Below are 25,708 nucleotides of genomic sequence, written 5' to 3'. Positions count from 1 at the left end.
CGGCGGCTCCATTGGCCACGCGGGCGGTGGTGGTGGCCGTCTCTCCGACGACCCGGGACGCACGCCCGGCACGTACGCCACACGATGCTGTATTCGGTTGCCATAGTGTGTGGCACACAGTATCGTGTGACGCATGGTCAGCGACGAGGTCCTCCGGACCCATCTCCAGGAGCTGCGACGCGGCACGGTCGTGGTGGCCAGCCTGGTCGCCCTGCGCCGCCCCGACTACGGCTACGCCCTGCTGCAACGGTTGGCCGCGCACGGCTTCGCGGTCGACGCCAACACGCTCTACCCGCTGCTGCGCCGGCTCGAGGAACAGGGCCTGCTCACCAGCGAGTGGAACACCGAGGAGAGCCGGCCGCGCAAGTTCTACCGCACCAGCGACGACGGTGAGGCGGTGCTGGGCCGCCTCCTCGACGACCTGGCCGCGGTGCAGACGTCCGTCACCCAGCTGATCGAAGGAGCGGGACGATGAGTTCCCTGACCGACCGCTACGTCGCGGCCACCCTGCGGACCGTGCCGGCGCCGCGCCGGGCCGAACTGGCCGAGGAGCTGCGCGCCTCCATCGCCGACATGATCGACGACCGGACCGCCGGCGGGCAGGACCACGCCGCCGCCGAACGCGAGGTGCTCACCGAGATGGGCCGCCCCGAGCAGCTCGCCGCCCGCTACAGCGACCGCACGCTCCAGCTCATCGGCCCGCGCTACTACCTGCTCTGGTGGCGGCTGCTGCGCACCCTGCTCACCTGGATCCCGGCGGCGGTCGGCGTGATCACCGGTCTCGTCACGGCCACCGTCGGCGACGAGCCGGGCCGGGCCGTCGGCGCGGCGATCTCGGTCGCGTTCCAGACCGCGGTGCAGGTCGCGTTCTGGGTGACGCTGAGCTTCGCCATCCTGGAGCGCACCCGGGCGCCGCTCGGCCTGCCCGAGTGGACCGTCGACCAACTCCCCGAGGAGAGCCGCGACCGGCAGATCAGCCAGCCGGACAGCGTGGCCTCGGTGGTGTTCCTGCTCGGCACCGTCGCGGTCCTCGTCGGGCAGCACTTCCAGCGCTGGTCCACCGACGACGGCTCCCGACTGCCGGTGCTCGACCCGGCACTGTGGAGCTTCTGGCTCCCCGCCTTGATCGTGGTGCTGCTCGCCACCGTCGGCCTGGAGGTCGCGAAATACCGAGCCGGCCGCTGGACCTGGCCACTGGTGGCGGTCAACGCGCTGCTCAACCTGGCGTTCGCGGGCCCGGTGGTCTGGCTGCTGCTCACCGACCGGCTGCTCAACCCGGAGCTGATCGAACGGTTCGCCTGGCTGCGCGAGGGCGGGGCGGACGACGTGACCCGCGTCGCCGCCGTGGTCACCGTGGTCATCGCGGTCTGGGACGTGGTCGACAGCATGGTCAAGGCGCGGCGCGCCGCCCGCTGAGACCTCCGCCGGCCCGGCGCCGCCCGTCGAGGGCGCGCCGGGCCGTCGGGTACGCCGGCCGTCAGCCCGCCGCCCGCCACTCCCGGGCCAGCAGGGCGTAGACCGTCTCGTCGGTCCACTCGCCCTTGACGAACTCGTTCTCCCGCAGGTGCGCCTCGCGACGCATGCCCAACCGTTCCAGCACCCGGGCCGAGGCGGTGTTGCGGGCGTCCAGCCGGCCGACGATCCGGTGCAGACCCAGGCCCTCGAAGCCCAGCCGCAGCAGTTCCCGGGCCGCCTCGGTGACGTAGCCGTGGCCGGTGTGGTCGGGATGGGCCACGTACCCGATCTCGCCCTGCCGGTGCTCCGCGCTGGTCCAGCTCAGCAGCACGTCACCGACGAACACGCCGGTGTCCGCCAGCGTCACGGCCAGGTTGAGCACGTCGCCCGGCGCCCGCAGCGCGGTCCGGCGGACCATCCGGTCGATCGCCGCCCGCGCGGCGGCGTCGTCGTACGGCTGGTGGTAGAGGAACCGGGTGACCTCCGGACGGCCCCGGTAGTCCCGGACCACGGCGAGGTCGTCGGCGGTGAAGGCACGCAGCACCAGGCGCGCGGTGCGCAGCGGCAGATCGGGTACGAGCACCCCGGCAGGCTACGGGCTGCCAGCGACCCGGTCAGCCCGGTTTCGGCGGGCGAGACCTCAGTGGGGCAGGCGACCGGCGTTCGCGTACGAGACGAACGCCTGCCAGGAGCGTGGGGTGAAGGCCAGCACCGGGCCCTGCTGATCCTTGCTGTCCCGAACGGCGACCACACCGGGGAGGTTGTCGGCGACCTCCACGCAGTTCCCGCCGTTCGTCCCGGACTTCGTGGACGTACGCCACCGGGCGTTGGTCAGGTCCATGTCAGTGCCGCTTCCGTCATCGGTGGCATGGAAAGCTCCTGGTTGTCGAGGCGGTCGGGGCGGAGCGTCCCGCGTCGTCGCAAGGACGAGAGCCGACGGCGGGCCGTGGGCCGGCCAGCATGCTCCTCGATCGCGCGTGTGGCATTCAGAGGAATTCCTGCCCTTCTGTGAGGGCGAGGAACGCGGACCATGCCATCGGCGTGAAGACCAGGACCGGGCCCTGCCGATCCTTGCTGTCCCGAACGGCGACCACACCGGGGAGGTTGTCGGCGACCTCGACGCAATTGCCCTGGGCACTGCTCCTGGTGCTCGTGCGCCAGGTCGCTTCCGTCAGATCAATCACGGTGTCTCTCCTTGATCTCCTGCATCAGCTTCCGGGATTCCGTAACGCTCAACGCCTGAGCGGCGAGCGCCTTCCAGACTTCCGCGTACGTCCGCACCTCGTCGGTCCGGTCGAGGTAGAGCGCACCCGAGAGACCTTCGTTGTAGACCGTCGTCGGCTCGGCCGACCTCGCGCCCTTCGTCGGGAAATCGAGGATGACAAAACCGCCGGAAACCACTATATGAGTGATCGCGCCACCGAGCGGGAGCACGCGGACGGACACGTTGGGCGCGTCGCTGGCCTGCACGAGTTTGTCGATCTGCGCCCGCATCCCGGGCACGTTTTTGTGGAGAAGCGCTTCCTCGACGATCGCGTCCAGCACGGGCGCTGCCGGCCGCTTCCGGGTGAGCAGCCGCTGACGCTCGATGCGCAGCTCCACCACTTTTGCCGCCTCGTCGTCGGAGACGTTCGGCCGCGTTCTGGCCACCTGAGCCGCGTACTCGGGCGTTTGCAGCAGTCCCGGCACCAGCGCGTGTTCGTAGGTGCGCAGTCGGCTGGCCGCCGACTCCAGGCCGACGTACAGCTCGAACCAGCGGGGGATCACATCCCCGTAGGCGTGGTACCACCCCTTGCTCTTGGACTCCCGGGCGAGGCTGACGAGAACCTCCGTCATGTCCGGAGGGGCCTGGTAGAGCCGGCACATCTGGTCGACGTCCAGCGCCCGCATGGGCGTCTGCCCGGCCTCGATGCGGTACATCTTGGCGCGCGACCACTCAAGCTCGGCGGCGGCAGCCTCGAGCCCGATGCCTGCCTCCTCCCGGGTCTGCCGCAGCAGGCGGCCCAGTTCCCGCCTCGGCACCGTCGATCCTGCTTCGTTCATCGGCCCGTCCTCGCTGTCTCATCCTGACGCCTCACCGGGCTTGCCGTGAGACGCCTTCCGCATCAACAACCGTCAGTCGCGTCTTGCGGTGACCATCTCACCGAGAGTGTTGCAGGAGCCACCGACAGTCCCCGATCGTGACGCTCTGGAGCGGTAGGAGACAGGAGATGGACATGGGTCGGTGGAAGTGGTTCCAGCGGCAGGATGAGCCCGTCGACGTGGTGCAGCGCCCGGCGTACGCGCACCGGGGCGGCGCCTACGGCACGCACGTTCCGGAGGGGCCGACGGACGACCGTCCGACCGCCCAGCCCCGGGACGGACGAGCCGGGCGCTCGCGGAGCGCGTCGTAATGGCGGCGGAGCAGCGGCTGCCCGAGCCGCCGTTCGCCGTCCTCATGGCCGGCTACGTCGTCGACCTGCACCATCGGGACGCGTGCTCCCGGTGCCGGCCGGACGGCGGTTGCGAACGGCTCACCCGGGCCGGGGAGACGCTGCGGGCGTGGCGGGACCGGAAGCGCGGGTGACGCCGCGCGCCGGGGAACTGCTGGAGATCAGCCGGGCGGCCTCGGTCCAGTTCGTCCGGCCCATTCTGTTCCGCGTCATCAGGACGCTGGACTGGACCACGTACGACGGGTGTGCCTGGCTGGAGGGTTACGAGCTGAACGCCGCCGGCGACGCCGTCGCCCGCCGGACGGTCTTCGTCCGGCCTGCGGGCCTGCGCCGACTGTCGCCGACCAGCCCACCAGCGCACCAACCGACGCGGCGACGCGCCAGTACGGCGTAGTGGCGGTGTCCCGGGCTTGGGATACCGCCACTACGCCGAACTGGTGTCGATCAAGAAGGGGTCAGCCGACCGCGGCCATGACCTCGTCGGAGACGTCGAAGTTGGCGTAGACGTTCTGCACGTCGTCGCAGTCCTCCAGCACGTCGATCAGCTTGAAGATCTTGCGGGCGCCCTCCTCGTCCAGCGGCACGTTCACGCTGGGGATCAGGGAGGACTCGGCCGACTCGTACTCGATGCCGGCGTCCTGCAACGCGGTGCGCACCGCGATCAGGTCGCCCGGCTCGGAGATCACCTCGAACGCCTCGTCGAGGTCGTTGACCTCCTCGGCGCCGGCGTCGAGGACCGCCATCATCACGTCGTCCTCGGAGGTGCCGGCCTTCGGCACGATCACCACGCCCTTGCGGGAGAACATGTAGGACACCGAGCCGGCGTCGGCCAGCGAACCGCCGTTGCGGGTCAGCGCGGTGCGGACCTCGGTGGCGGCCCGGTTGCGGTTGTCGGTCAGGCACTCGATCAGCATCGCCACGCCGTTCGGGCCGTAGCCCTCGTACATGATCGTCTGCCAGTCGGCGCCGCCGGCCTCCAGGCCGGAGCCCCGCTTGACCGCGCGGTCGATGTTGTCGTTCGGGACGGAGTTCTTCTTCGCCTTCTGGATGGCGTCGAAGAGCGTCGGGTTGCCGGCCGGGTCGCCGCCGCCGGTGCGGGCCGCCACCTCGACATTCTTGATCAGCTTGGCGAACATCTTGCCGCGCTTGGCGTCGATCACGGCCTTCTTGTGCTTGGTGGTCGCCCACTTTGAGTGGCCGGACATCTGATACCTCCGTTAGTGATCCACGCCTTGCGTCGACAGCCCACGCCGGAGCCGAACCCGGCAATCCTACCGAGGCCACGGCCGGGAGGCACCCACGGGCGCACGGTCACGCGGCGGCGCGGACCAGGTCGACGAAGAGGCGGTGCAGGCGCAGGTCACCGGTCAGCTCGGGGTGGAACGAGGTGGCCAGCAGGTTTCCCTGGCGGACCGCGACGATCCGGTCGGCGGCCGGGCCGTCGGTGACCCGGCCGAGCACCTCCACGCCCGCGCCGACCCGCTCCACCCAGGGCGCGCGGATGAACACCGCGTGGAACGCGTCGCCGCCGACCCCGGTGATCGCCACCGGCGCCTCGAACGAGTCGACCTGACGGCCGAACGCGTTGCGCCGCACGGTCATCTCGATGCCGGCGAAGCCGCGCTGGTCCGGGCGGCCGTCCAGCACCTCGGTGGCCAGCATGATCATGCCGGCGCAGGAGCCGTAGACCGGCATGCCGCCGGCGATCCGCTTGTCGATCGGCTCGCGCATCTCGAAGATGTCCACCAGCTTGCTGATCGTGGTCGACTCGCCGCCGGGCACCACCAGGCCGTCGACCGCGTCCAGCTCGCCCGGCCGGCGGACCGGCCGGGCGTCGGCGCCCGCGCCGGCCAGCGCCGCGACATGCTCACGCACGTCGCCCTGAAGGGCCAACACCCCGATCACGGGTACGGTCACCGATCGCTCCTCTCGGGCTGCGGTGTTAGGCGGGGGCCCCGCTTAACGGGGTTTGTTAAGCGGGGCCCCCGCCTCTACCGAATGCGTTAAGCGGGGCCCCCGCCTTACATGCTCACCAGCCGCGGTCGGCGAGGCGGTGCGGGACGGGGATCTCGTCGACGTTGATGCCGACCATCGCCTCGCCCAGGCCACGGGACACCTTCGCCAGCACGTCCGGGTCGTCGTGGAACGTGGTCGCCTTGACGATGGCGGCGGCCCGCTGGGCCGGGTTGCCGGACTTGAAGATGCCGGAGCCGACGAAGACACCCTCGGCGCCGAGCTGCATCATCATGGCCGCGTCCGCCGGGGTGGCGATGCCGCCGGCGGTGAACAGCACGACCGGCAGCTTGCCCCGCTCGGCGACCTCCTTGACCAGCTCGTACGGGGCCTGGAGCTCCTTCGCCGCGACGAACAGCTCGTCGGCCGGCAGGTTCGCCAGCCGGCGGATCTCCTGCCGGATCTTCCGCATGTGGGTGGTGGCGTTGGAGACGTCCCCGGTGCCCGCCTCGCCCTTCGAGCGGATCATGGCGGCGCCCTCGGTGATCCGGCGCAGCGCCTCGCCCAGGTTGGTCGCGCCGCACACGAACGGCACCGTGAACGCCCACTTGTCGATGTGGTTGGCGTAGTCGGCCGGGGTCAGCACCTCGGACTCGTCGACGTAGTCCACACCGAGCGCCTGGAGGACCTGCGCCTCGACGAAGTGACCGATCCGTGCCTTGGCCATCACCGGGATGGAGACGGCGGAGATGATGCCGTCGATCATGTCCGGGTCGCTCATCCGGGACACGCCGCCCTGGGCGCGGATGTCCGCCGGCACCCGCTCCAGCGCCATCACGGCCACCGCGCCGGCGTCCTCGGCGATCTTCGCCTGCTCGGGGGTGACCACATCCATGATCACGCCGCCCTTGAGCATCTCGGCCATGCCCCGCTTGACGCGGGCGGTGCCGACGGTGGTGTCAGTGGTCGGTGCGGTGGAATCGGACACGGGTCATCGCTCCTCGACGTGCGGTCAGGGGTGGCTGCGCGGAAATGCTACGACCGCCACGACGCCGCTCCGACAGCCAATCGCACCCCCGGTGGCCTGCCATGTGTCCGCCGTCACGACCCCGGCACGGCGGTCAGCCGGTGGTGACGTCCGCGCGCGGGACCACAGTGGGGTCGTCGATGTCGAAGTAGCGGGGCCACTCGCGTCCCCGCCCCATCCGGAACAGGCGTACCACCGGACGGCCCCGCGCCGAGCGGGCGTCCCGGACCAGGTCGGTGTGCACCTGCCGGGCCAGCGCCAGCCGCCGGCTCGCCGCGATCACCGCGCCGCAGGCCGGGTCGTCCGGGTCCAGCCGCACCGCACGCAACTGGCGGGTCAGGTCGTTCTCGGCGGCCTCCCGCTCCTCCGGGACCGCGTCCAGCGCGATCCGGGCGGCGGCGTACAGCTCCACGCCGTACCGCTGCTCGGCCAGGACCGCGGCGGCGGCCGCGCGGCGCAGCAGGTGCGCGTCCAGCGCGCGGGCCGCCGACTCCGCGCGGACCTGGAGCCGTTGCACCCGGCCGGCGGTCCAGATCAGGTACGCCGAGACCAGCCCGAGCACTCCGGCCGCGCCCACCACCCACCACATGCCCGGCATCGTAGTGCTGCTCCTCATCCCGGCCGGCCGGTGCGGGCACCGGTCGACGCGCTCGTCACAGCGGCCCCACCGGCCACCGTGGTCAGCCCAGCCCCGCCCACTCCTGGTCCATGACCCGACCGTCGGTGGCCTCGATCGCGGCTGCGTATACCTCCAGAACGCGGCGGGCAACCACGGGCCAGTCGAAATTCGCCACCGCCTGGTCGCCCCAGGCGGTCAGCGCGGCCCGCTGGCCGGCGTCGTCGAGCAGCCCGGTCAGCGCGGCCCGCAGGGCGACCGCGTCCCCGGTCGGGAAGAGCCGCCCGGCCCGCCCGCCGTCCAGCACCCGGCGGAACGCGTCCAGGTCGCTGGCGACGACCGTGGTGCCGGCGGCCAGCGCCTCGGTGAGGATCATCCCGAAGGACTCCCCGCCGGTGTTCGGCGCGACGTAGAGGTGCACGCTGCGCAACATGCGTGCCTTGTCCGGCTCGGAGACCAGGCCGAGGAACGTCACCCGGTCCCGCAGCTCCGCCGGGAACCGGCCGAACAGCTCGTCGGCGTCTCCCGGCCCGGCCACCAGCAGGCGCAGCCCAGGGCGGTGCGGGGCGAGCGCCACGAACGCGTCACGCAGGATCGGGAAGCCCTTGCGCGGCTCGGTGAACCGGCCCAGGAAACCGAGCGTGCCGCCAGTGCCCGGCGCGCACTCCCCCGGCCAGCCGGGCAGCGGCTCGACGCCGGCGAACTTCGACACCGCCACGCCGTTCGGGATCTCCACCGCGCCGCCGTCCATGTGCTCGACCTGCACCTTGCGGGCGAGCGCGCTCACCGCGATCCGGGCGGTGATCCGTTCGAGGAGGATCTGCAGCACGCCCTGCGCGGCGGAGAGCACCCGGGACCGGGTCATCGCGGTGTGGAACGTCGCCACCACCGGCCCGCGGGCGCAGAGCACCGCCAGCATCGACAGGCTCGGGGTGAGCGGCTCGTGCACGTGCAGCACGTCGAAGTCGCCCCGGTTGATCCAGCGGCGCACCCGGGCGGTCGAGACCGGCCCGAACGCGATCCGCGCCACCGACCCGTTGTACGGCAGCGGCACCGCCCGCCCCGCCGACACCACGTACGGCGGCAGCGCCGCGTCGTCGTCGGCCGGGGCCAGCACGCTCACCTCGTGACCCGACCCGAGCAGCGCCTCGGCCAGGTCCATGACGTGGTTCTGCACGCCGCCCGGGACGTCGAAGGAGTACGGGCAGACGATGCCGATCCGCATGGCGCCCCCTAGACCGTCCCGGTGGTGGCCGGCGGCTGCGCCGACGTCGGCGCCCCACCCGGCCCCTGGTCCAGCCACATCCGCTGCAACATGTGCCAGTCTTGCGGATGCCGGGCGATGCCCGCCGCCAGTCCGTCGGCTATCCGCTGGGTCACCACCTTGACCCGGGCGTCCAGCGGGGCGCTGTCCTCCGCCGGCAGCGCCAGCGGGCCCTCGATCGAGGCGCAGGCGGCGTCCGGCTCGTACCACATCGAGGCCACGTAGAGCGGTGCGCCGGTGCGGATGGCCAGCAGGGCCGGGCCGGCCGGCATCCGGGTGCGGCCGCCGAAGAAGTCCACCTCCACGCCCCGGGCGGACAGGTCCCGGTCGGCGAGCAGGGGCACCACATAACCGGCGCGCAGCCGGTCCACCAGCACGTCGAACGCGGGACGCGGGCCGCCGCGGTTGGGCAGGATCTCCATCCCCAGCCCCTCCCGGAACCCGACGAACCGCTCGTAGACGCCGTCCGGGAGCCGCTCGGCCACCGTGGTCATCGGCCAGCCGGTGGCCGCCACCCAGGCGCCGGCGGCGTCCCAGTTGCCGGCGTGCGGCAGCGCCACCACGGCCCCGCGCCCGGCCGCCACGTCGGCGGCTAGCTTTTCCGCGCCGTCCAGGCGGAACCCGGCGAGGATCTCCGGCCGGCTCAGGCCGGGCAGCCGGAACGCCTCCATCCAGTAGCGGGCGTACGAACGCAGGCCGGCGCGGACCAGCGCGTCCAGCTCCGCCTCGGGCAGCTCGGGGCCGACCACCCGGCGCAGGTTGGCGCGCAGTCGACGCGTACCCCCGCCGCCCTTGCGGTGGGCGCGGTCGGCGCCCGCCCGGAAGGCCGCGGCCGCGACGGGCCGGGGCAGCGCCCGAACCAGGCGCCAGCCGGCGACGAAGCCCGCCTCGGTGAGGTTCACTCCGCGCCGACCCGCTGCGCCTGCCGGTACACGTGCGCCATCCGCTGCCCCACCGTGAAGATCGAGACGGCGGCGAGCAGCCAGAGCGCGACCTCCAGCGCCCAATCCAGCCCGAGGCCGGTGAGCACGCCGCCGACGCCCACGATGAGCAGCCGCTCGGTGCGCTCGGCGATGCCCACGTTGCAGGTCATGCCGAGCCCCTCGGCGCGGGCCTTGACGTAGGAGACCAGCCCGCCGGCGGCCAGGCAGACCAGCGCGGCGGCCACGCCGGAGTATTGGTGCTGGGTGGCCAGCCAGTAGGCGACCGCGCCGAACACCGCGCTGTCGGCGACCCGGTCCATGCTCGAGTCGAGGAACGCCCCGAACCGGGTGGAGCCGCCGCTCATCCGCGCCATCGTGCCGTCGAGCAGGTCGGTGAGGGCGAAGACCGTGACGATCAGCGCGCCGGCGACCAGGTGGCCGCGCGCGCCGAAGCCGAACGCGCCGACGAGCACGCCGACGGTGCCGGTCACGGTGACCGCGTTGGGGGACACACCCGCGCGGAGCAACCCGCGCGCGATCGGCTCCACGATGCGGGTCATGCCCGCCCGGGCCGTCACTTGGAAGATCTTCGCCATGGCGGTCCCACGATAACGGCCGGCCGGGGCCGGGGACACAGCCGGGCGTGCGACCCGCCCGGCGGGCCTTGTGCCGGCACCGGCGCGGGTGTGAGATCGAGCCTGGGAGGTGAGCCAGGTCACCGGGTCACCGGTCGGCGTGCCCGTCCCGTAGGAGTCCACCGGAAGATATCGCCGCGGCACCCGTCCGGGTCCGCTTCCCCGTCGCCCGCGGCGGTCGCCACCACCACCGGTTGAGGGAGGTGCGCCGCGATGGCGCAGAAGAGTCAGGAGAAGGGTGTCACCGGCGGCGTGCCGGTGGTGACCGAGCCCGGCAGGGTTCGCAACGTGGTGCTCGTCGGGCACTCCGGGGCGGGCAAGACCACGCTGGTCGAGGCGCTGCTCGCGGCCGGCGGCACGATCAGCCGGGCCGGCGCCGTCGCCGAGGGCACCACGGTCTGCGACCACGACCCGGCGGCCGTACGCCAGCAGCGCTCGGTGAGCCTGGCCTGCGCCCCGCTGACCCACCGCGACGTCAAGGTCAACCTGCTGGACACGCCCGGCTACGGCGACTTCGTCGGCGAGCTGCGCGCCGGGCTGCGTGCCGCCGACGCGGCGCTGTTCGTGGTCTCCGCGGTCGACGGCATGGACGCCGCGACCGCCGCGCTCTGGGAGGAGTGCGCCGCGGTGGACATGCCGCGCGCGGTGGCGGTCTCCCGGCTGGACCATCCGCGCGCCGACTTCGACGAGGCGGTGGCGCTCTGCCAGCGCGTCTTCGGCGACAACGTGCTCCCGCTCTACCTGCCCATGCTGGGCGACGACGGCGAGTCGGTGGCCGGCCTGATGGGCCTGATCACCCGCCGGGTGTTCGACTACTCCGGCGGGCTGCCGCCGGCGGTGCGCGAGCCGGACCCGCAGCACCTGCCGGCCATCCAGGAGGCCCGCGACGAGCTGATCGAGGGGATCATCGCGGAGAGCGAGGACGAGACCCTCATGGACCGCTACCTCGGCGGCGAGGAGATCGACAGCGAGGTGCTCATCGCCGACCTGGAGACGGCGGTCGCCCGCGGCCACTTCTACCCGGTGGTGCCGGTCTGCGCGGAGACCGGCGTCGGCCTGGACGCGCTGCTCGACGGCCTGGTCTCGGCGTTCCCGTCGCCGCTGGAGCACGACCTGCCGGCGGTCACCGGCCTGGACGGCTCGCCCCGCCCGCCGCTGACCTGCGACCCGGACGGCCCGCTGGTCGCCGAGGTGGTCAAGACGACGGTGGACCGGCACGTCGGCCGCGTCTCGCTGGTCCGGGTCTTCTCCGGCACGCTCCGCCCCGATCAGGTGGTCCACGTGGCCGGGCACGGCCTGGCCGAACGCGGCCACCCCGACCACGACGCCGACGAGCGGGTCGGGCACGTCTACAGCCCGCTCGGCGCGACGCTGCGCGAGGTGCCGGCGTGCGTCGCCGGTGACGTCTGCGCGATCACCAAGTCGGGCAGCGCGGAGACCGGCGACACGATCTCGGCCAAGGACGACCCGCTGCTGATCGCGCCCTGGGAGATGCCCGAGCCGCTGCTGCCGGTGGCGGTCGTGGCGCGCAGCCGGGCCGACGAGGACACCCTGGCCCGCAACCTGTCCCGACTGGTCGCCGGCGACCCGACGCTGCGCCTGGAACGCAACCCGGAGACCCATCAGCTGGTGCTCTGGTGCATGGGCGAGGCGCACGCCGACGTGGTGCTCGACCGGCTGCGCGGCGGCGGCGTCGAGCTGGACACCGAGCCGGTCCGGGTGGCGCTGCGGGAGACGTTCACCGCGGCCTCCCGGGGGCACGGCCGGCACGTCAAGCAGTCCGGCGGCCACGGCCAGTACGCGGTCTGCGACATCGAGGTGGAGCCGCTGCCCCGGGGCGCCGGCTTCGAGTTCGTCGACCGGGTGGTCGGCGGCGCGGTCCCGCACAACTACATCCCGTCGGTGGAGAAGGGCGTCCGGGCGCAGATGGAACGCGGCCTGGTCGCCGGCTTCCCGGTGGTGGACCTGCGGGTGACGCTCGTCGACGGCAAGGCGCACAGCGTCGACTCGTCCGACGCCGCGTTCCAGACCGCTGGCGCGCTGGCGCTGCGGGACGCCGCCGAGAAGGGCCGGCCGACGCTGCTGGAACCGGTCGACGAGATCGTCGTCCGGGTGGCCGACTCCTCGGTCGGCGCGGTCATGGGCGACCTGTCCGGCCGGCGCGGCCGGGTCCTCGGCACCGAGCCCGACCCGGACGCCGAGGGCCGGACCCTGGTGCGTGCCGAGGTGCCCGCCTCCGAACTGCTGCGGTACGCGGTCGAGCTGCGCGCGATGACCGCCGGCACCGGCACGTTCCGCCGCGAGTTCGCCCGCCACGACCCCATGCCCCCACACCTGGCCGACCAGGCCGTCAAGGAGTCCACCCCCCACCCCTGACCCACCCGGTCCTGCGCGCTGTTTCACGGAAAGAGTGGCCATCCCGCCGAGAATGGCCACTCTTTCCGTGAATGTGCGGGATGGAGACGGCGTCAGGGGCGGACGGTGGGGATGGGGGGCATCGGCCAGTGCGGGCGGTCGGCGTCGCGGCGGGCGGCCGACCTGACCGCCGCCAGTTGGCGCTCGACCTCGGCGAAGTGGTCCGGGGCGAGCGGGCCCCGGGCCAGCGCGGCGGCGTTCTCCTCCACCTGGGCGACCGTGCGGGCGCCGGGGATCGGCACCGCCCGGTCGCTGCGCGTCCAGATCCAGCCGAGCGCGCCCTGCGCCAGCGTACGGCCGTCGGCGGTGAGCGCGTCCCGGACCGCGGCCACCCGACGCAGCCACTCCGGGGCCGGCCGGCCGCTGCGGAACCATTCCAGCCAGGTCGGCCCGAGGCCGCGCACGTCGTCCCGGGGCAGCGTCGACTCCGGCGTGTACTTGCCGGTGAGCAGCCCCATCCCGAGCGGCCCCCGGGCCAGGCTGGCCAGGTCGTGCTTGTCGCAGGCGGCCAGCATGGCCGGGGCGTCCCGCAGCACCGACAGCGCGTGCTGCACGGCGGCGGCGCCATGGGCGACCTGGGCGAAGGCACCGGCCCGGTCGGCCCGGTCGGTGCTCCACCCGTACGCCCGGATCAGGCCGTCGGCGACCAGCTCGTCCAGCGTGCCGACGAGCGCCTCGGCCCGGGGCAGCGGCAGGTCGCCGAGGTGGAGCTGATAGAGGTCGATCCGGTCGGTGTCCAGGCGGCGCAGCGAGTCGACCACCGCCCGGCGCAGGTACTGCGGCGAGGCGTTCTCGCCGGTGGCCTGTCGGGTGCGCTCGTCGAACGTGTAACCCCACTTGGTGGCGATCACCGCCTCGTCGCGCCGGCCGGCGAGGGCCCGCCCGAGCACCCGCTCGCCGTGCCCGGCCCCGTACGTGTCGGCGGTGTCGAAGAGCGTCACCCCGAGGTCGAGCGCACGACGGACCGCCCGCACCGACTCGTCGTCGTCGACCGCGCCCCAGCCCAACGGGCGCGCGCCCTCGGCCCACGGGCCGCCGATCGCCCAGCACCCCATGCCGAGCGCGCTCACCTCGATGCCGCTGCGGCCGAGCGGCCGCGTGCTGACTGCCATCGCCGAATCCTGTCACCTTCCCGGCACGCGCGGGCGGGTTCGTCACCGCGGGTATCCGCGACTCGTCACACTGCGTGATGCCCTCGGAAAAGGGTCTCGATGCGAGCGATATACCGCAGAGTCATAAATCTGACTCCTCGTCATATCGCTTCGCAGTGATGTGTTCATTCGAACCGGCCGGCAGCGGGCGACCGGGCGTCCGCAATCTGCTGCTCGCCGACCGGTGGAAGGAGCTGCCCGCACGGACCGCAGCGCACGGACCGCAGCGGCGTGGACCCGCGACGCCCGGTCTCAGCGGGCGTAGGCCAGCAGCATCGGCGCGTCTCCGCCGGGCCACGCGCCGACGAGCCGGCCCGCCGCCGACCCGTCGGCCGGAACGCCGGTCCGCACGTCGGCCGAGGTGTCGGCCGAGGTGGGCCGGCGGACCAGGGCAAGCTCGACCCCGCCCACGCGGATCACCGTCGGATCGCCGTCCACCACCTCGTCGGCCGGGCCGGCCGGCAGCGCCCGGTCGGTGTGGCTGCCGGACACGGTCATGCTCGGGGCGCGCACCTGCCGCTCCCCGTCGACCTCGAAGTACTCCTCCGCCTGGCCCGCGTCGGCCAGCACCGCGGCGGCCAGCGCCGGCGGGTAGACCGGGTCGCCGCAGGCGTCGTACACCCAGCGGCGGCCGAGCACCGAGTGCTCCACGGTGCCGACCAGGAAACGGTCCGCGCCGGCCAGCGGGGCGCCCCGGTAGGTCAACGGCACCTGGAGCACCGGCCCCTCGCCGGCGCGTACGAGCAGCGTCTCCAGCCCGACCGCGCCGGCCGGGTCGTCGAACCGGTAGGCCGCCACCCGGCTGACCGGCGCGTCGGCCTCGCCGGCGAACCACTGCCGGCCGGGCAGCCAGCCGACAAGCAGTTCCAGTTTCGAGGGGCGCAGTTCCGCGCGGTGCAGCAGGGCCATGCGCAAGATCGTACTGTCGAGGGGTGGCCGTCGGGTTTGCCGAGCCCGGCGGCGGGGGCACCACCGGGGCCGGGAGGCGAGGATGGAGACGTCGGTGGACCAGGTCGACGAGGCGGCGCGGGTACGCCCGGCGCCCCGCTGGGTGGCGCCCACGTTCGTGGCGCTGGCCGTGCTCACCCTGCCCTGGATCGGCTACCTGGCGTTCACCCTGCCCCGGCATCAGGTCACGGTGCACTACCGGGCCGCCTGGGTCGGCTTCGACCTGGGCCTGGTGGCGTTGCTCGGGCTGACCGCCTGGCACGCGTACCGGGGGAACCGGCAGGTGGTGCTCGCGGCCGCCGCCACCGCGACCATGCTCGCGGTGGACGCCTGGTTCGACGTGACGACCACGCCGCCCGGGCCGGACCTGGTGGTGTCGGTGGTGCTGGCGGTGCTGGTCGAGCTGCCGCTGGCCGGGGTCTGCCTGTGGATCGCGCGGCACGGCGACCGGATGGTGCAGCGTCGGCTGCGTCAGCTCGCGGTCCGTGCGGAACTCGCCAGCGACCGGGCCGCGGCGGCCCAACGCACCGCCACCGGCGCCCGCCGCCGGCTCGCCCGGATACGGGGCCGGCTGCGCTGAGTCAGGCCGGCCACGCCTCGGCGAGCAGGTCGCGGGTGTCGGCGAGCAGCTGCGGCAGCACCTTGGTGCGGCCGATGACCGGCATGAAGTTGGCGTCGCCGCCCCAGCGCGGCACCACGTGCTGGTGCAGGTGCGCGGCGATGCCCGCGCCGGCCACACCGCCCTGGTTCATGCCCAGGTTGAAGCCGTGCGCGCTGGAGGTGTGCCGGACCACCCGCATGGCGTCCTTGGTGAACGCGGCCAGCTCGGTGGTCTCCGGCGCGTCCAGCTCGGTGTAGTCGGCCACGTGCCGGTAGGGGCAGACCAGCAGGTGGCCCGGATTGTAGGGATAGAGGTTGAGCACGGCGAAGACGTGCTCGCCCCGGGCGACCACCAGGCTCTCCTCCGGCGGCCGGCCCGGGGCCAGGCAGAACGGGCAGCCGGTCGGCTTCTCGTACCCGCCCTCGGGCCGGTCGTCGCCGGCGATGTAGGTCATCCGGTGCGGCGTCCAGAGCCGGTCCAGCCCGTCCGCCAGGCCACTGTCCGCGTGCCGCTCCACCCCTGTCACACCGGCGATCCTACGATCCGCGCCGGTCCCCCGCCGAACCCGTGCGCCCCGGGCCTCGCGCCCTACCCCTCGGCAGGGGCGGACGGGCCGCTGTTGGTGCGGGACTCCACCACCTCGCGGACGTGGGCCACCGCCTCGGCCAGTGGGACGCCGTTGCGCTGCGAGCCGTCCCGGTAGCGGAACGAGACCGTGCCGGCGGCCACGTCGTCGTCGCCGGCGATCACCATGAACGGGATCTTCTGCTGCTGCGCGTTGCGGATCTTCTTCTGCATCCGGTCGTCGCCCAGGTCGACCTCGGCCCGGATCCCGTGCCGCCGCAGCGTCGCCGCGAACTCCTCCAGGTAGTCGCCGTGGTCGTCGCGGATCGGGATGCCGACCACCTGCACCGGCGCGAGCCAGGCCGGGAACGCGCCGGCATAGTGCTCGGTGAGCACGCCGATGAACCGCTCGATCGAGCCGAACTTGGCGCAGTGGATCATCACCGGCTGCTGCCGGGTGCCGTCGGCGGCCTGGTACTCCAGCCCGAAGCCCTTCGGCTGGTTGAAGTCGTACTGGATCGTCGACATCTGCCAGGTCCGGCCGATGGCGTCCTTGGCCTGCACCGAGATCTTCGGGCCGTAGAACGCCGCGCCCCCCGGGTCGGGCACCAGGTCCAGGCCGGTCTCCCGGGCGCACTCCTCCAGCACGGCGGTGGCGGTGGCCCAGTCGGAGTCGGTGCCGACGAACTTGTCCGGCCGGGTGTCGTCGCGGGTGGACAGCTCCAGGTAGAAGTCGTCGATGCCGAAGTCACGCAGCAGGCTGAGCACGAAGCCCAGCAGGTGCTTGATCTCCGCCGGCGCCTGCTCGCGGGTGCAGTAGGAGTGCGAGTCGTCCTGGGTGAAGCCGCGCACCCGGGTCAGCCCGTGGATCACGCCCGACTTCTCGTACCGGTAGACGGACCCGAATTCGAACAGCCGGATCGGGAGCTGACGGTAGGACCGCCCGCGCGACCGGTAGATCAGGTTGTGCATCGGGCAGTTCATCGCCTTGAGGTAGTAGTCGCTGCCCTCCATCTCCATCGGCGGGAACATCGTGTCCTTGTAGTAGGGCAGGTGTCCCGAGGTGTGGAAGAGACCTTCCTTGGAGATGTGCGGCGTCCCGACGTACTGGAAGCCCTCCTCGATGTGGCGGGTGCGGACGTAGTCCTCCATCACCCGCTTGAGCACACCACCCTTGGGGTGGAAGACGGGCAGGCCGGAGCCGATCTCGTCGGGGAAGCTGAACAGGTCGAGGTCCGCGCCGAGCTTGCGGTGGTCGCGCCGGGCCGCCTCCTCCAACAGCTTCAGGTACGCCTTGAGCTCGTCGCGGGTCGGCCACGCGGTGCCGTAGACGCGCTGGAGCTGCGGGTTCTTCTCCGAGCCACGCCAGTAGGCGGCGGCGGAGCGCATCAGCTTGAACGCGCCGATGAGCCGCGTGTTCGGCAGGTGCGGGCCACGGCACAGGTCCGACCAGCAGACCTTCTCCTCGTTCGCGGCGAGGTTGTCGTAGATGGTCAGCTCGCCGCCGCCCACCTCCATCACCTCGGAGGAGTCCAGCCCTTCGCCCTTGACCTCGATCAGCTCCAGCTTGAACGGCTCGGCGGCCAGCTCGGCGCGGGCCTCGTCGAGGCTGGCGAAGCGACGCCGACGGAACCGCTGGCCGGACTTGACGATCTCCTGCATCCGCTTCTCGAGCTTCGCCAGGTCGTCCGGCTGGAACGGCTTGTCGACGCCGAAGTCGTAGTAGAAGCCGTTCTCGATCGGCGGGCCGATGCCGAGCTTCGCCTCGGGGAAGACGTCCTGCACGGCCTGCGCCAGCACGTGCGCGGTGGAGTGCCGCAGCACCTCCAGGCCGTCCGGGCTGTTCAGCGCGACCGGCTCGACAGTGGTCTCCTCGGCCGGCACCCAGTCCAGGTCGCGGAGCTGACCCCGCGGGTCGCGGACCACCACGACGGCCTTGGGCCCGGTCGTGGGCAGGCCGGCCGCGGCCACCGCGTCGGCCGCCGTGGTCCCGGCGGCGACGACGACGGGGTCGGCCACGGCGGGGGTACGGGGTGCGGACACGGTGACTCCTGTCGTCGACGGTACGGATCTGCCGGGGACCGGCCCCTGCGATGCTATCGGTCACCCGGACCCCGCCGTCGCCGACGCCGGCCCGCCGGTCACGAGTTCGGTGCCGCGTTGAACCTTTCCGCCGTCCCGGCCGAACTACCGGGTGGGGCCGGAGCCGGAACCGACCCCAGTCGACGAGGATGGGGACGACCATGAGGATGACCCGTCAGGGCCGGTGGGCGGCGGCGCTGCTGGCCGCCGCGCTGGCCGGAGCGGTGAGCGGGCCGGGCCCGGCCGCCGCCGCCGCCGCCGGCGTGACCGTCACGACCTCCCCCGGCGAGGTGCACCAGGGCGACGCGATCGAGCTGTCGGTGGTGGTGCCCGCCGACCGACCCGGCACCCGGACCAGCAAGATCGAGCTGACCATGCCGGCGGACGCGCCGATCGGCGAGGTCTATCCGCTGTCCGTGCCGGACTGGGCGCCGACCATCACCACCCGCACGCTGGACCAGCCGGTGGCCGGCATCCACGCCGCCGAGCTGAACCAGGTGACCCACTCGGTCACCTGGCTGCGGGTGGCGGGCGGCGGCGCCGGGACGGCCCGGCTGCCGCTGGGCATGGGGCCGATGCCGGCCACCGACCGGTTGACCTTCAGCGTGGTGCAGACGTACGCCGACGGCACGGTGGTCCGCTGGGCGGACCCGGCCGGTGGCGCGCACCCGGCGCCGACTGTCGCGTTGCTGCCGTCGCTGTCGGGCGCCGCCACGCACGGCGGCGACACCGGTGCGGCCGGTGGCGCGCACGGCGGCCACGGGGGCGCGCCGGGCGGCACGGCGCCGGCCGACGGGACCGTCGCGGCGCTGGCGGCCGACGACGGGCCGAGCGCGGACCTGCTGCTCGGCGGTGGCCTGCTCGCCGGCCTGGCCGGCGGCGGGGTGATCGGCTGGCTGCTCAGCCGCCGCCGGCGCAGCACCATGATCCTGTCGCCCGATCCCGACTCCCCCGTCGCCGACGCGCCCCCGGCCGGCGACGACGTGACAGTGGCCGAGCCCGTTCCGGTCGGTGGCACGCGCCCGCTCGCGTGAGCGCACGGGGAACGACGCGGGTGTCCCCCGCTCGGCTGCCGGGGCAGCGCCGCCCTGGACCGCGGCTCGGACGCGCCGGGACGGCAGCCCGTCGGCGTGTCGCGCCGACCGGATGACGACGATGCGGAGCGATATACCTAGGCGTCATAATTATGACGCTCAGGTATATCGCTCGTCCGCGGCCTGCCGCCCCGACCCGTCACTCGTGGTGATGCGGACGCCGGCGGCGGCCGCCGCGAACCGCGCCGCACGCGGACATGACGGAGGCCGGTGGCATCGCGGCCACCGCGAGCGCGAGCACGGCGGCCACCGCGAGCGCGGGCACAGCGGCAGCGGCAGCGGGGCGGTGTCAGGCGGGGGCGGTGAGCCAGCCGGGCAGCGGCTCGCGCGCCGTCAGCCAGCCCTCCGGGACGCCGCCGGGCGTGCCGACCCCGGTGTACGCGGCGACGACGCCGCCGACGATCGCGGCCGTGGTGTCCACGTCGCCGCCCGCCTCGACGCAGGCGCGGATCGCGGCCGGGTAGTCGGCCAGCAGCGTGGCGGCGACCCAGAGCGCGAACGGGACGGTGTCCTGCGCGGTCGTCCGCGAGCCGTTGCCCACCGCGTCGACCACCTCGGCGACCGGGTGACCGAGCAGCGCGGCGGCCCGGCGGACGCCCCGGTGCACCTCGCCGGCCGGGTCGAGCGCGCCGGCCACCGCGGTGAGCAGGCGGGCCGGCTCGGGCCGGTCGCCGTCGAGGCGGGCCCGGGCGGCCAGCGAGGCGGCCACCGCCACCGCCACCGCGCCGGCGACGCCCTCCGGGTGGGCGTGGGTCACCTCGGCGGCGGCGCGGGCCTGGTCGGCGGCCCGCCGGGTGGAGTCGGCGTGCCAGGCGCCGAGCGGGGCCACCCGCATGGCCGCGCCGTTGCCGCAGGAGCCCTGACCGTCGAACGCCGACGCGGCGGCCACCGGCCACGGCGTGCCGGTGCGGATCAGCCGCAGGACGGTCACCGCGCCCGGGCCGTAACCCCGGTACGGCTCGCAGCGCTCGGCGAACGCCAGTGCCAGCCGGTCCCGGTCGATCCGCCCGGCGGCGGCCAGCTCGGCCACCACCGAGCAGGCCATCTCGGTGTCGTCGGTCCACTCCCACGGCGGCGCGGGCAGCCGACCGGCGGCGAGGTCGGCCGGGTGCCGGCCGGGCACGAAGAACTGGGAGCCGAGCGCGTCGCCCACCGACAGGCCGGCCAGCGCGTCGCGGGCGAGCGTGAGGCGGGTGTCGGAAAAGAGGGTGAACGTCATCGCCGTTCCAGCTTGCCCGGTTCACCAGCCTGCCGCAACGCGACCGACTTGCCACGCCGAGTACGGTGCTGACGTGGCAACCGTCCTGCTGGTCGAAGACGACCACGTCGTGCGCGGCGCGATGCTGCGGTCGCTGACCGACCGGGGCCACGCGGTGCACGCGGTCGGCACGGCGCTGGACGCGTTGCGCCGGGTCGCCGCGGAGACGCCCGACCTGGTGGTGCTCGACCTGGGCCTGCCGGACCTGGACGGCTCGGACGCGCTGCGCATGCTGCGCGGCATCACCGACGTGCCGATCATCATCGCCACCGCCCGCGACGACGAGCAGTCGGTGGTCCGGTTGCTGCGGGCCGGCGCGGACGACTACATGGTCAAGCCGTTCACCGGCGCGCACCTGGACGCCCGGATCACCACCGTGCTGCGCCGGGCCGGTCGGGCCAGCCGTACCGTGCAACCGGCCGTGCACACCGTCGGCGGCCTGCGGGTGGACGTGGGCGAGCGCAGCGCGGTGCTGGACGGGGAGTCACTGGCCCTGACCCGCAAGGAATTCGACCTGCTGGCGTATCTCGCCGCGCGTCCCGGCCGGGTAGTGTCCCGGCGGGAACTCTTGGAGGAGGTATGGCGGCAGCCATCGGTCGGCGAGGACCAGACCATCGACGTTCACCTGTACTGGCTCCGCCGCAAAATGGGCGAGTCCGCGGCGAAGCCGCGCTACCTGCGCACCGTGCGGGGGGTAGGCTTCCGGCTGGTGGCACCGGACTGAGGACGGCGCTGGCCTGGCTCACCGCCGGCATGTGCAGCCTGGTCGCGCTCGCCTTCCTCGTCCCGCTCGGGATCAGCCTCTCCGACCAGTCGCGGGAGGAGAAGCTGGCCGACGCCGCCCGGCGCGGCGCGTTGGTCACCGGCGCGCTGGCGGTCAGCACCGACCCGGAGGTGGTCAAGCGGGCGGTGGCGGCCAGCGGTGACGACCCGGCGCTGCGGCCGGTCGTGCACGGCATCGGCGCCGACGAGTCCGCCGGGCGCGCGGACGCGTCCGCGCTGGCCGACGCCGCCACCCAGCGACGCTCGGTGGTGACCGAGGTGGACGGTGGCGTGCTGCGGCTGGACCCGGTGGTGCTCGGTGACCGGGTGGCCGTGGTGGAGGTCTTCGTCCCCGACGAGGTGCTCGACGACGGCAGCGGCGGGCGGTGGTTGCTGCTGCTCGCGGTGGCGCTGGCCCTGGTCGGCGCTGCGGTGATCGTGGTCGACCGGGTGGCGGCCCGGGCCGTGGACGCCACCGGCGACCTGGTCAAGGCGGCGCTCGCGGTGGGTGACGGCGAGCTGGGCGTACGGGTCGAGCCGGCCGGTCCCCGGGAGCTGGCCGAGGCCGGGCACGCGTTCAACCGGATGGCGGAACGGCTGGTGGCGCTGCGCGCCGACGAGCACGAACTCGTCGCCGACCTGTCGCACCGGCTGCGTACCCCGCTGACCGCGCTGCGGCTGGACGCGGAGGCGTTGGAGTCCGACGACACCAGCATCGGCACGTTCAGCGAGGCGGAGCTGGACCGGCGGCGCGGCATCCGGCGGATCCGGCAGGCCATCGTCACGCTGGAGGGCGAGGTCGACCAGCTCATCAAGACCACCCGCAAGGCGGTCAGCCAGGAGACGGCGCCGGCGTCCTGCGACGTCAGCGAGGTGGTGCGGGACCGGATGGTCTTCTGGTCGGCGCTGGCCGGCGACCAGAACCGGCCGCACCGGGTGGTCGGGGCACAACTGCGCATCCCGGCGCCGGTGCCCCGGGCCGAGCTGGCCGCCGCGCTGGACGCGGTGATCGGCAACGTGTTCCGCTACACGCCGCAGGGCACCGCGTTCGAGGTGGCGGTGAGCCGCCGGGACGGCTGGGTGGCGATCCGGATCGACGACGCCGGGCCGGGCATCGCCAACCCGGACCGGGCGCTGCGCCGGGGGGAGAGCGACCAGGGTTCCACCGGGCTCGGGCTGGACATCGCCAAGCGGGTCGCGTTGCAGGCGAACGGCTCGGTGAGCCTGGACCGGGCCCGGCTCGGCGGGGCCAGCGTAGTGATGTTGCTGGCCGATCCGGACGCGGCGCCCCGGCAGGTCAGCCGGTTCGGGCTGGTGGGCCGGATGACCCGGGAGGCCCGGGAACCCCGCGCCGGGCGGCGCTGGCCGCGCCCGCGCTGACCGGTGGCTGTGGCGCGGCGCAAGTTCTCCTTAGGAGTGGTTTAACGACCGCCCCGACACCGCCGCGAAATGCCAGGATCTCCCCAGAACCCATCAGTTCCGTCGGTCGGGACGCCCCGTAACACCTTCCGGCCGGCGGATCCGTGCGCGCGGCGGGAGTCCGGTCCCCCCACACCTCGCTCCCGTCGCGCGCCGCCCTGCCACCCGGCCGCTCAGTGCGCCGCGCCCGCCGCGTACTCGTCGATCTCGGCGTTGATCCGGGCCGCCTCGGCCGGCGCCAGGAAGGCGGCGTCCACCGCGGCGCGGGCCAGCGCGGCCACCCCGTCCGGGCCGAGCTTCAGCAGCCGGGCGGCCACCGCGTACTCGTCGTCGAGCGTGGTGCCGAACATCGGCGGGTCGTCGGAGTTGATGCTCACCGGCACGCCGGCGGAGACGAGCTGCGGCAGCGGGTGCTCGTCGAGGCTGGCCACCGCCCGGGTCCGCACGTTCGAGGTGGGGCAGACCTCCAGCGGAATCCGGTGCTCCGCCAGGTGGGCCAGCAGCGCCGGGTCGAGCACGGCGGAGATGCCGTGGCCGATCCGCTCGGCGCCCAGCTCGCGCAGCGCGTCCCAGATGGTCTCCGGCCCGGTGGTCTCGCCGGCGTGCGGCACCGACCGGAGCCCGGCCGCCCGGGCCTGGTCGAACCAGGGCTTGAACTGGGGCCGGGGCACGCCGATCTCGGGGCCGCCGAGGCCGAAGCTGATCAGCCCGTCCGGCCGCTCGTCGAGCGCGATGCGCAACGTCTGCTCGGCGGCCGGCAGCCCGGCCTCGCCGGGGATGTCGAAGCACCAGCGCAGTGCGATGCCGAAGTCGGCCTCGGCCCGCTTGCGGGCGTCCTCGATCGCTTCGCAGAACGCCGGCGCGGGAATTCCCCGGTGCACGTGCGAGTAGGGGGTGACGGTCAGCTCGGCGTAGCGGACCTGCTGGCGGGCCAGCTCGCGGGCCACCTCGTGGGTGAGCAGCCAGACGTCGTCGGCGTCGCGGATCAGGTCCACCACGCTCAGGTAGATGTCGATGAAGTGGGCGAAGTCGCGGAAGGCGAAGTAGTCGGCGAGCGCCTCCGGGTCGGCCGGGACGGGACTGCGCCCCTCGTGCCGGGCGGCCAACTGGGCGACGATCCGGGGCGAGGCGGAGCCGACGTGGTGCACGTGCAGCTCCACCTTGGGCAGGCCGGCGATGAAGGTGGACAGGTCGGTCACGAGTTCTCCTCTGCGCGGGCGCCGGTGCGGGCCACCACGAAGATCCGGCGGAACGGAAGGTACACCTGACCCTGCCGCACCGGGTACGCCTCGGCGAGCCGTACCCCCAGCTCGGCGCGGAAGCCGGCCCAGCCGGCGGCGTCCAGTGCGGCACGGACCGGGCGCAACGCCGTGCCCTCCATCCAGGTCAGCACCGGATGGTCCGCGGCGGCGGCCGGCAGCAGGTGCACGTAGGTAGTCTCCCAGGCGTCCACCGCGCAGCCCACGTCGGTCAGCAGCGTGGCGTAGTCGACGGGCTCGCCGACCGGGGCCTCGCGCAGCAGCCCGGCGAGCGGGTCGCGCCACCGCTCCCGGCCGGCGACCTCGCGCAGCGCGCGGTGCGACGGCGCGGCGAAGTTGCCCGGCACCTGAACGGCGAGCCAGGCGCCCGGCGGCAGCTCGGCGGCCCAGCGGGCGAGCAGCTCGCGGTGGCCGGGCACCCACTGGAGCACCGCGTTGGCGACCAGCACGTCGACGTCCGGCGCCGGCCGCCAGTCGCGGACGTCGCCCACGCCGAACGTGACCGGGGCGGCCAGGGCCGCGGCCCGTGTGATCATCTCCGGCGAGGCGTCGAGGCCGGTGACCCGGCTGCCGGGCCAGCGGCCGGCGAGCGTGGCGGTGAGTGTGCCGGGTCCGCAGCCGAGGTCGACCACGGCACGCGGGCGCTCGGCGCCGACGCGGGCCAGCAGGTCGTGGAACGGTCGGGAGCGCTCGTCGTGGTAGCGCAGGTAGGTGCTCGGGTCCCACATGACAATCTCCAAACCGTACGTACGTCTTGGTAAGACCGTACGGCCCGACGAGCGCCACGGCAACCCGCTCACTAGGCTCGACCGGATGGAACAGCGCAACTTCGACCGGCTCGGCCGGCACGTCGGCATCATCGGACTCGGCGCCTGGCAGCTCGGCGCGGACTGGGGCGAGGTCAGTGAGGACGCGGCGCTCGACGTGCTGACCGCCGCCGTCGACGCCGGCGTCACCTTCCTGGACACCGCCGACGTGTACGGCGACGGCCGCAGCGAACAGCTCATCGGGCGGTTCCTGCGGGCCCACCCGGACCACGGGCTGACCGTGGCCACCAAGATGGGCCGGCGGGTGCCGCAGACGCCGGAGGCGTACACGCTGGACAACTTCCGGGCCTGGACCGACCGGTCCCGGGCCAACCTCGGCGTCGACACGCTGGATCTGGTGCAGTTGCACTGCCCGCCCAGTGCCGTCTTCGCCGACGACCGGGTGTTCGACGCCCTGGACACGCTGGTCGCCGAGAAGCGCGTCGCCGGTTACGGGGTCAGCGTGGAGACCTGCGACCAGGCGCTCACCGCCATCGCCCGGCCCGGCGTGGCCAGCGTGCAGATCATCCTCAACGCGGTCCGGCACAAGCCGCTGGAGCGGGTGCTGCCGGCCGCCGCCGCGGCCGGGGTGGGCGTCATCGCCCGGGTCCCGCTGGCCAGCGGCCTGCTCTCCGGCCGCTACGACGAGCACACCACGTTCCCGGCGGACGACCACCGCACCTTCAACCGGCACGGCGAGTCGTTCGACGTCGGCGAGACGTTCTCCGGCGTCGACTACGACCTCGGCCTGGCCGCCGTGCGCCGGCTCGCGCCGCTGGTCGGCGACGACCGCAGCATGGCGCAGTTCGCGCTGCGCTGGATCCTCGACCAGCCCGGCGTGACAGTGGTGATCCCCGGCGCCCGCTCCGCCGAGCAGGCCCGGCGCAACGCCGAGGCGGCCGGCCAGCCGCCGCTGACCGAGGTGGAGCTGGCCTCGGTGCGGGCCACCTACGACGAGCTGATCCGGCCGCAGGTGCACGACCGGTGGTGACCGCACCGGGTCGGCCCGTCGGCGCGGCGTCGCCCCCAACCGGCGTCGGCAGG

29 protein-coding genes are annotated in these 25,708 nt (G+C 73.7%); 11 read left to right on the top strand and 18 right to left on the bottom strand.

The window, feature by feature from the left end; all coding sequences use genetic code 11:
- The first annotated feature begins 133 nt into the window (after positions 1 to 133).
- Positions 134 to 475, top strand: a complete 342-nt coding sequence (locus ACH495_RS15865) for a PadR family transcriptional regulator (RefSeq protein WP_396858449.1) — start codon at positions 134 to 136, stop codon at positions 473 to 475.
- The gene (locus ACH495_RS15860) at positions 472 to 1,416 is read left to right on the top strand and encodes a permease prefix domain 1-containing protein (protein ID WP_396858448.1); all 945 of its coding nucleotides are present in this window, start codon (positions 472 to 474) and stop codon (positions 1,414 to 1,416) included. The genes ACH495_RS15865 and ACH495_RS15860 overlap by 4 nt, the downstream gene beginning before the upstream one ends.
- Positions 1,417 to 1,477: 61 nt before the next feature.
- Here ACH495_RS15860 and ACH495_RS15855 read toward each other — a convergent pair whose 3' ends face one another.
- The 4 genes from ACH495_RS15855 to ACH495_RS15840 form a co-directional block, all read right to left on the bottom strand.
- Positions 1,478 to 2,038, bottom strand: coding sequence for a GNAT family N-acetyltransferase (locus ACH495_RS15855; RefSeq protein WP_396858447.1), 561 nt, complete (start codon positions 2,036 to 2,038; stop codon positions 1,478 to 1,480).
- Positions 2,039 to 2,095: 57 nt separating this feature from the next.
- Positions 2,096 to 2,296, bottom strand: coding sequence for a DUF397 domain-containing protein (locus ACH495_RS15850; protein ID WP_396858446.1), 201 nt, complete (start codon positions 2,294 to 2,296; stop codon positions 2,096 to 2,098).
- A gap of 145 nt (positions 2,297 to 2,441) precedes the next feature.
- Positions 2,442 to 2,636, bottom strand: coding sequence for a DUF397 domain-containing protein (locus ACH495_RS15845; RefSeq protein WP_396858578.1), 195 nt, complete (start codon positions 2,634 to 2,636; stop codon positions 2,442 to 2,444).
- The gene (locus ACH495_RS15840) at positions 2,632 to 3,498 is read right to left on the bottom strand and encodes a helix-turn-helix domain-containing protein (protein ID WP_396858445.1); all 867 of its coding nucleotides are present in this window, start codon (positions 3,496 to 3,498) and stop codon (positions 2,632 to 2,634) included. Before ACH495_RS15840 ends, ACH495_RS15845 begins: the two co-directional genes overlap by 5 nt.
- Before the next feature lie 167 nt (positions 3,499 to 3,665).
- Here ACH495_RS15840 and ACH495_RS15835 point away from each other — a divergent pair, with 167 nt between their 5' ends.
- From ACH495_RS15835 to ACH495_RS15825, 3 genes are read left to right on the top strand one after another with little or no spacing between them, the layout of a single operon-like run.
- Complete coding sequence (locus tag ACH495_RS15835) at positions 3,666 to 3,848, top strand: hypothetical protein (RefSeq protein WP_396858444.1); 183 nt, start codon at positions 3,666 to 3,668, stop codon at positions 3,846 to 3,848.
- Entirely contained in the window at positions 3,848 to 4,021 is a 174-nt protein-coding gene (locus tag ACH495_RS15830; RefSeq protein WP_396858443.1) for a hypothetical protein, read from the top strand. The genes ACH495_RS15835 and ACH495_RS15830 overlap by 1 nt, the downstream gene beginning before the upstream one ends.
- Entirely contained in the window at positions 4,018 to 4,281 is a 264-nt protein-coding gene (locus ACH495_RS15825) for a hypothetical protein (RefSeq protein WP_396858577.1), read from the top strand. Before ACH495_RS15830 ends, ACH495_RS15825 begins: the two co-directional genes overlap by 4 nt.
- 61 nt (positions 4,282 to 4,342) lie before the next feature.
- Here the strand turns inward: ACH495_RS15825 and ACH495_RS15820 are convergent, their stop codons facing one another.
- The 7 genes from ACH495_RS15820 to pgsA all read right to left on the bottom strand — a co-directional run bounded on the left by ACH495_RS15820 (position 4,343) and on the right by pgsA (position 10,266).
- Positions 4,343 to 5,092, bottom strand: coding sequence for a YebC/PmpR family DNA-binding transcriptional regulator (locus tag ACH495_RS15820; RefSeq protein WP_343442214.1), 750 nt, complete (start codon positions 5,090 to 5,092; stop codon positions 4,343 to 4,345).
- 106 nt (positions 5,093 to 5,198) lie between these two features.
- Positions 5,199 to 5,804 carry a pyridoxal 5'-phosphate synthase glutaminase subunit PdxT gene (pdxT, locus tag ACH495_RS15815; RefSeq protein WP_396858442.1) on the bottom strand — a complete coding sequence of 202 codons (606 nt, stop codon included), beginning with the start codon at positions 5,802 to 5,804 and terminating at the stop codon, positions 5,199 to 5,201.
- A gap of 112 nt (positions 5,805 to 5,916) precedes the next feature.
- Positions 5,917 to 6,828, bottom strand: a complete 912-nt coding sequence (gene pdxS, locus ACH495_RS15810) for a pyridoxal 5'-phosphate synthase lyase subunit PdxS (protein ID WP_396858441.1) — start codon at positions 6,826 to 6,828, stop codon at positions 5,917 to 5,919.
- A 133-nt stretch (positions 6,829 to 6,961) separates the two neighbouring features.
- The gene (locus ACH495_RS15805; protein WP_396858440.1) at positions 6,962 to 7,465 is read right to left on the bottom strand and encodes a hypothetical protein; all 504 of its coding nucleotides are present in this window, start codon (positions 7,463 to 7,465) and stop codon (positions 6,962 to 6,964) included.
- An 82-nt stretch (positions 7,466 to 7,547) separates the two neighbouring features.
- Positions 7,548 to 8,708: a glycosyltransferase family 4 protein gene (locus ACH495_RS15800; protein ID WP_396858439.1), complete on the bottom strand. Its 1,161-nt coding sequence runs from the start codon at positions 8,706 to 8,708 to the stop codon at positions 7,548 to 7,550.
- 8 nt (positions 8,709 to 8,716) lie between these two features.
- The gene (locus ACH495_RS15795; RefSeq protein WP_396858438.1) at positions 8,717 to 9,649 is read right to left on the bottom strand and encodes a phosphatidylinositol mannoside acyltransferase; all 933 of its coding nucleotides are present in this window, start codon (positions 9,647 to 9,649) and stop codon (positions 8,717 to 8,719) included.
- Positions 9,646 to 10,266: a phosphatidylinositol phosphate synthase gene (pgsA, locus tag ACH495_RS15790; protein WP_396858437.1), complete on the bottom strand. Its 621-nt coding sequence runs from the start codon at positions 10,264 to 10,266 to the stop codon at positions 9,646 to 9,648. Before pgsA ends, ACH495_RS15795 begins: the two co-directional genes overlap by 4 nt.
- Before the next feature lie 252 nt (positions 10,267 to 10,518).
- Here pgsA and ACH495_RS15785 point away from each other — a divergent pair, with 252 nt between their 5' ends.
- Positions 10,519 to 12,681 (top strand): elongation factor G-like protein EF-G2, encoded by a 2,163-nt coding sequence (locus tag ACH495_RS15785; protein ID WP_396858436.1) that lies wholly within the window; start codon positions 10,519 to 10,521, stop codon positions 12,679 to 12,681.
- A gap of 92 nt (positions 12,682 to 12,773) precedes the next feature.
- On the opposite strand, the gene ACH495_RS15780 is transcribed toward ACH495_RS15785, so the two are convergent.
- Positions 12,774 to 13,832 (bottom strand): aldo/keto reductase, encoded by a 1,059-nt coding sequence (locus ACH495_RS15780; RefSeq protein ID WP_396858435.1) that lies wholly within the window; start codon positions 13,830 to 13,832, stop codon positions 12,774 to 12,776.
- Between the two features lie 291 nt (positions 13,833 to 14,123).
- On the bottom strand, positions 14,124 to 14,780 hold the full coding sequence (locus tag ACH495_RS15775; RefSeq protein WP_396858434.1) for a hypothetical protein: 657 nt from the start codon (positions 14,778 to 14,780) through the stop codon (positions 14,124 to 14,126).
- An 82-nt stretch (positions 14,781 to 14,862) separates the two neighbouring features.
- Here ACH495_RS15775 and ACH495_RS15770 point away from each other — a divergent pair, with 82 nt between their 5' ends.
- Positions 14,863 to 15,399 (top strand): hypothetical protein, encoded by a 537-nt coding sequence (locus ACH495_RS15770; RefSeq protein ID WP_396858433.1) that lies wholly within the window; start codon positions 14,863 to 14,865, stop codon positions 15,397 to 15,399.
- Between the two features lies 1 nt (position 15,400).
- Here ACH495_RS15770 and ACH495_RS15765 read toward each other — a convergent pair whose 3' ends face one another.
- Both ACH495_RS15765 and thrS read right to left on the bottom strand, forming a co-directional pair.
- A complete protein-coding gene (locus ACH495_RS15765) occupies positions 15,401 to 15,946 on the bottom strand; it encodes an HIT family protein (protein ID WP_396858432.1) in 546 nt (181 codons plus the stop codon).
- 62 nt (positions 15,947 to 16,008) lie between these two features.
- Positions 16,009 to 18,027, bottom strand: coding sequence for a threonine--tRNA ligase (gene thrS, locus ACH495_RS15760; RefSeq protein ID WP_396858431.1), 2,019 nt, complete (start codon positions 18,025 to 18,027; stop codon positions 16,009 to 16,011).
- A gap of 200 nt (positions 18,028 to 18,227) precedes the next feature.
- On the opposite strand from thrS, the gene ACH495_RS15755 reads away from it, so the two are divergent.
- Complete coding sequence (locus tag ACH495_RS15755; RefSeq protein ID WP_396858430.1) at positions 18,228 to 19,100, top strand: DUF1775 domain-containing protein; 873 nt, start codon at positions 18,228 to 18,230, stop codon at positions 19,098 to 19,100.
- Between the two features lie 349 nt (positions 19,101 to 19,449).
- Here the strand turns inward: ACH495_RS15755 and ACH495_RS15750 are convergent, their stop codons facing one another.
- A complete protein-coding gene (locus ACH495_RS15750; RefSeq protein WP_396858429.1) occupies positions 19,450 to 20,379 on the bottom strand; it encodes an ADP-ribosylglycohydrolase family protein in 930 nt (309 codons plus the stop codon).
- A 73-nt stretch (positions 20,380 to 20,452) separates the two neighbouring features.
- Here ACH495_RS15750 and ACH495_RS15745 point away from each other — a divergent pair, with 73 nt between their 5' ends.
- On the top strand, positions 20,453 to 21,142 hold the full coding sequence (locus tag ACH495_RS15745; RefSeq protein WP_018784999.1) for a response regulator transcription factor: 690 nt from the start codon (positions 20,453 to 20,455) through the stop codon (positions 21,140 to 21,142).
- Between the two features lie 29 nt (positions 21,143 to 21,171).
- Positions 21,172 to 22,560 (top strand): ATP-binding protein, encoded by a 1,389-nt coding sequence (locus tag ACH495_RS15740; protein ID WP_396858428.1) that lies wholly within the window; start codon positions 21,172 to 21,174, stop codon positions 22,558 to 22,560.
- Positions 22,561 to 22,772: 212 nt separating this feature from the next.
- Here ACH495_RS15740 and ACH495_RS15735 read toward each other — a convergent pair whose 3' ends face one another.
- Together ACH495_RS15735 and ACH495_RS15730 are read right to left on the bottom strand one after the other, a co-directional pair.
- The gene (locus ACH495_RS15735; RefSeq protein ID WP_396858427.1) at positions 22,773 to 23,798 is read right to left on the bottom strand and encodes an adenosine deaminase; all 1,026 of its coding nucleotides are present in this window, start codon (positions 23,796 to 23,798) and stop codon (positions 22,773 to 22,775) included.
- On the bottom strand, positions 23,795 to 24,586 hold the full coding sequence (locus ACH495_RS15730; protein ID WP_396858426.1) for a trans-aconitate 2-methyltransferase: 792 nt from the start codon (positions 24,584 to 24,586) through the stop codon (positions 23,795 to 23,797). The genes ACH495_RS15735 and ACH495_RS15730 overlap by 4 nt, the downstream gene beginning before the upstream one ends.
- Before the next feature lie 85 nt (positions 24,587 to 24,671).
- Between ACH495_RS15730 and ACH495_RS15725 the strand changes: the two genes are divergently transcribed.
- Positions 24,672 to 25,655, top strand: a complete 984-nt coding sequence (locus ACH495_RS15725) for an aldo/keto reductase (protein ID WP_396858425.1) — start codon at positions 24,672 to 24,674, stop codon at positions 25,653 to 25,655.
- The last annotated feature ends 53 nt before the right edge of the window (positions 25,656 to 25,708 follow it).

Origin of the sequence: Micromonospora sp. NPDC018662 (assembly GCF_044391475.1) — a bacterium.
GTDB lineage: Bacteria > Actinomycetota > Actinomycetes > Mycobacteriales > Micromonosporaceae > Micromonospora.
This window is presented reverse-complemented; position numbering and strand designations above follow the sequence as displayed.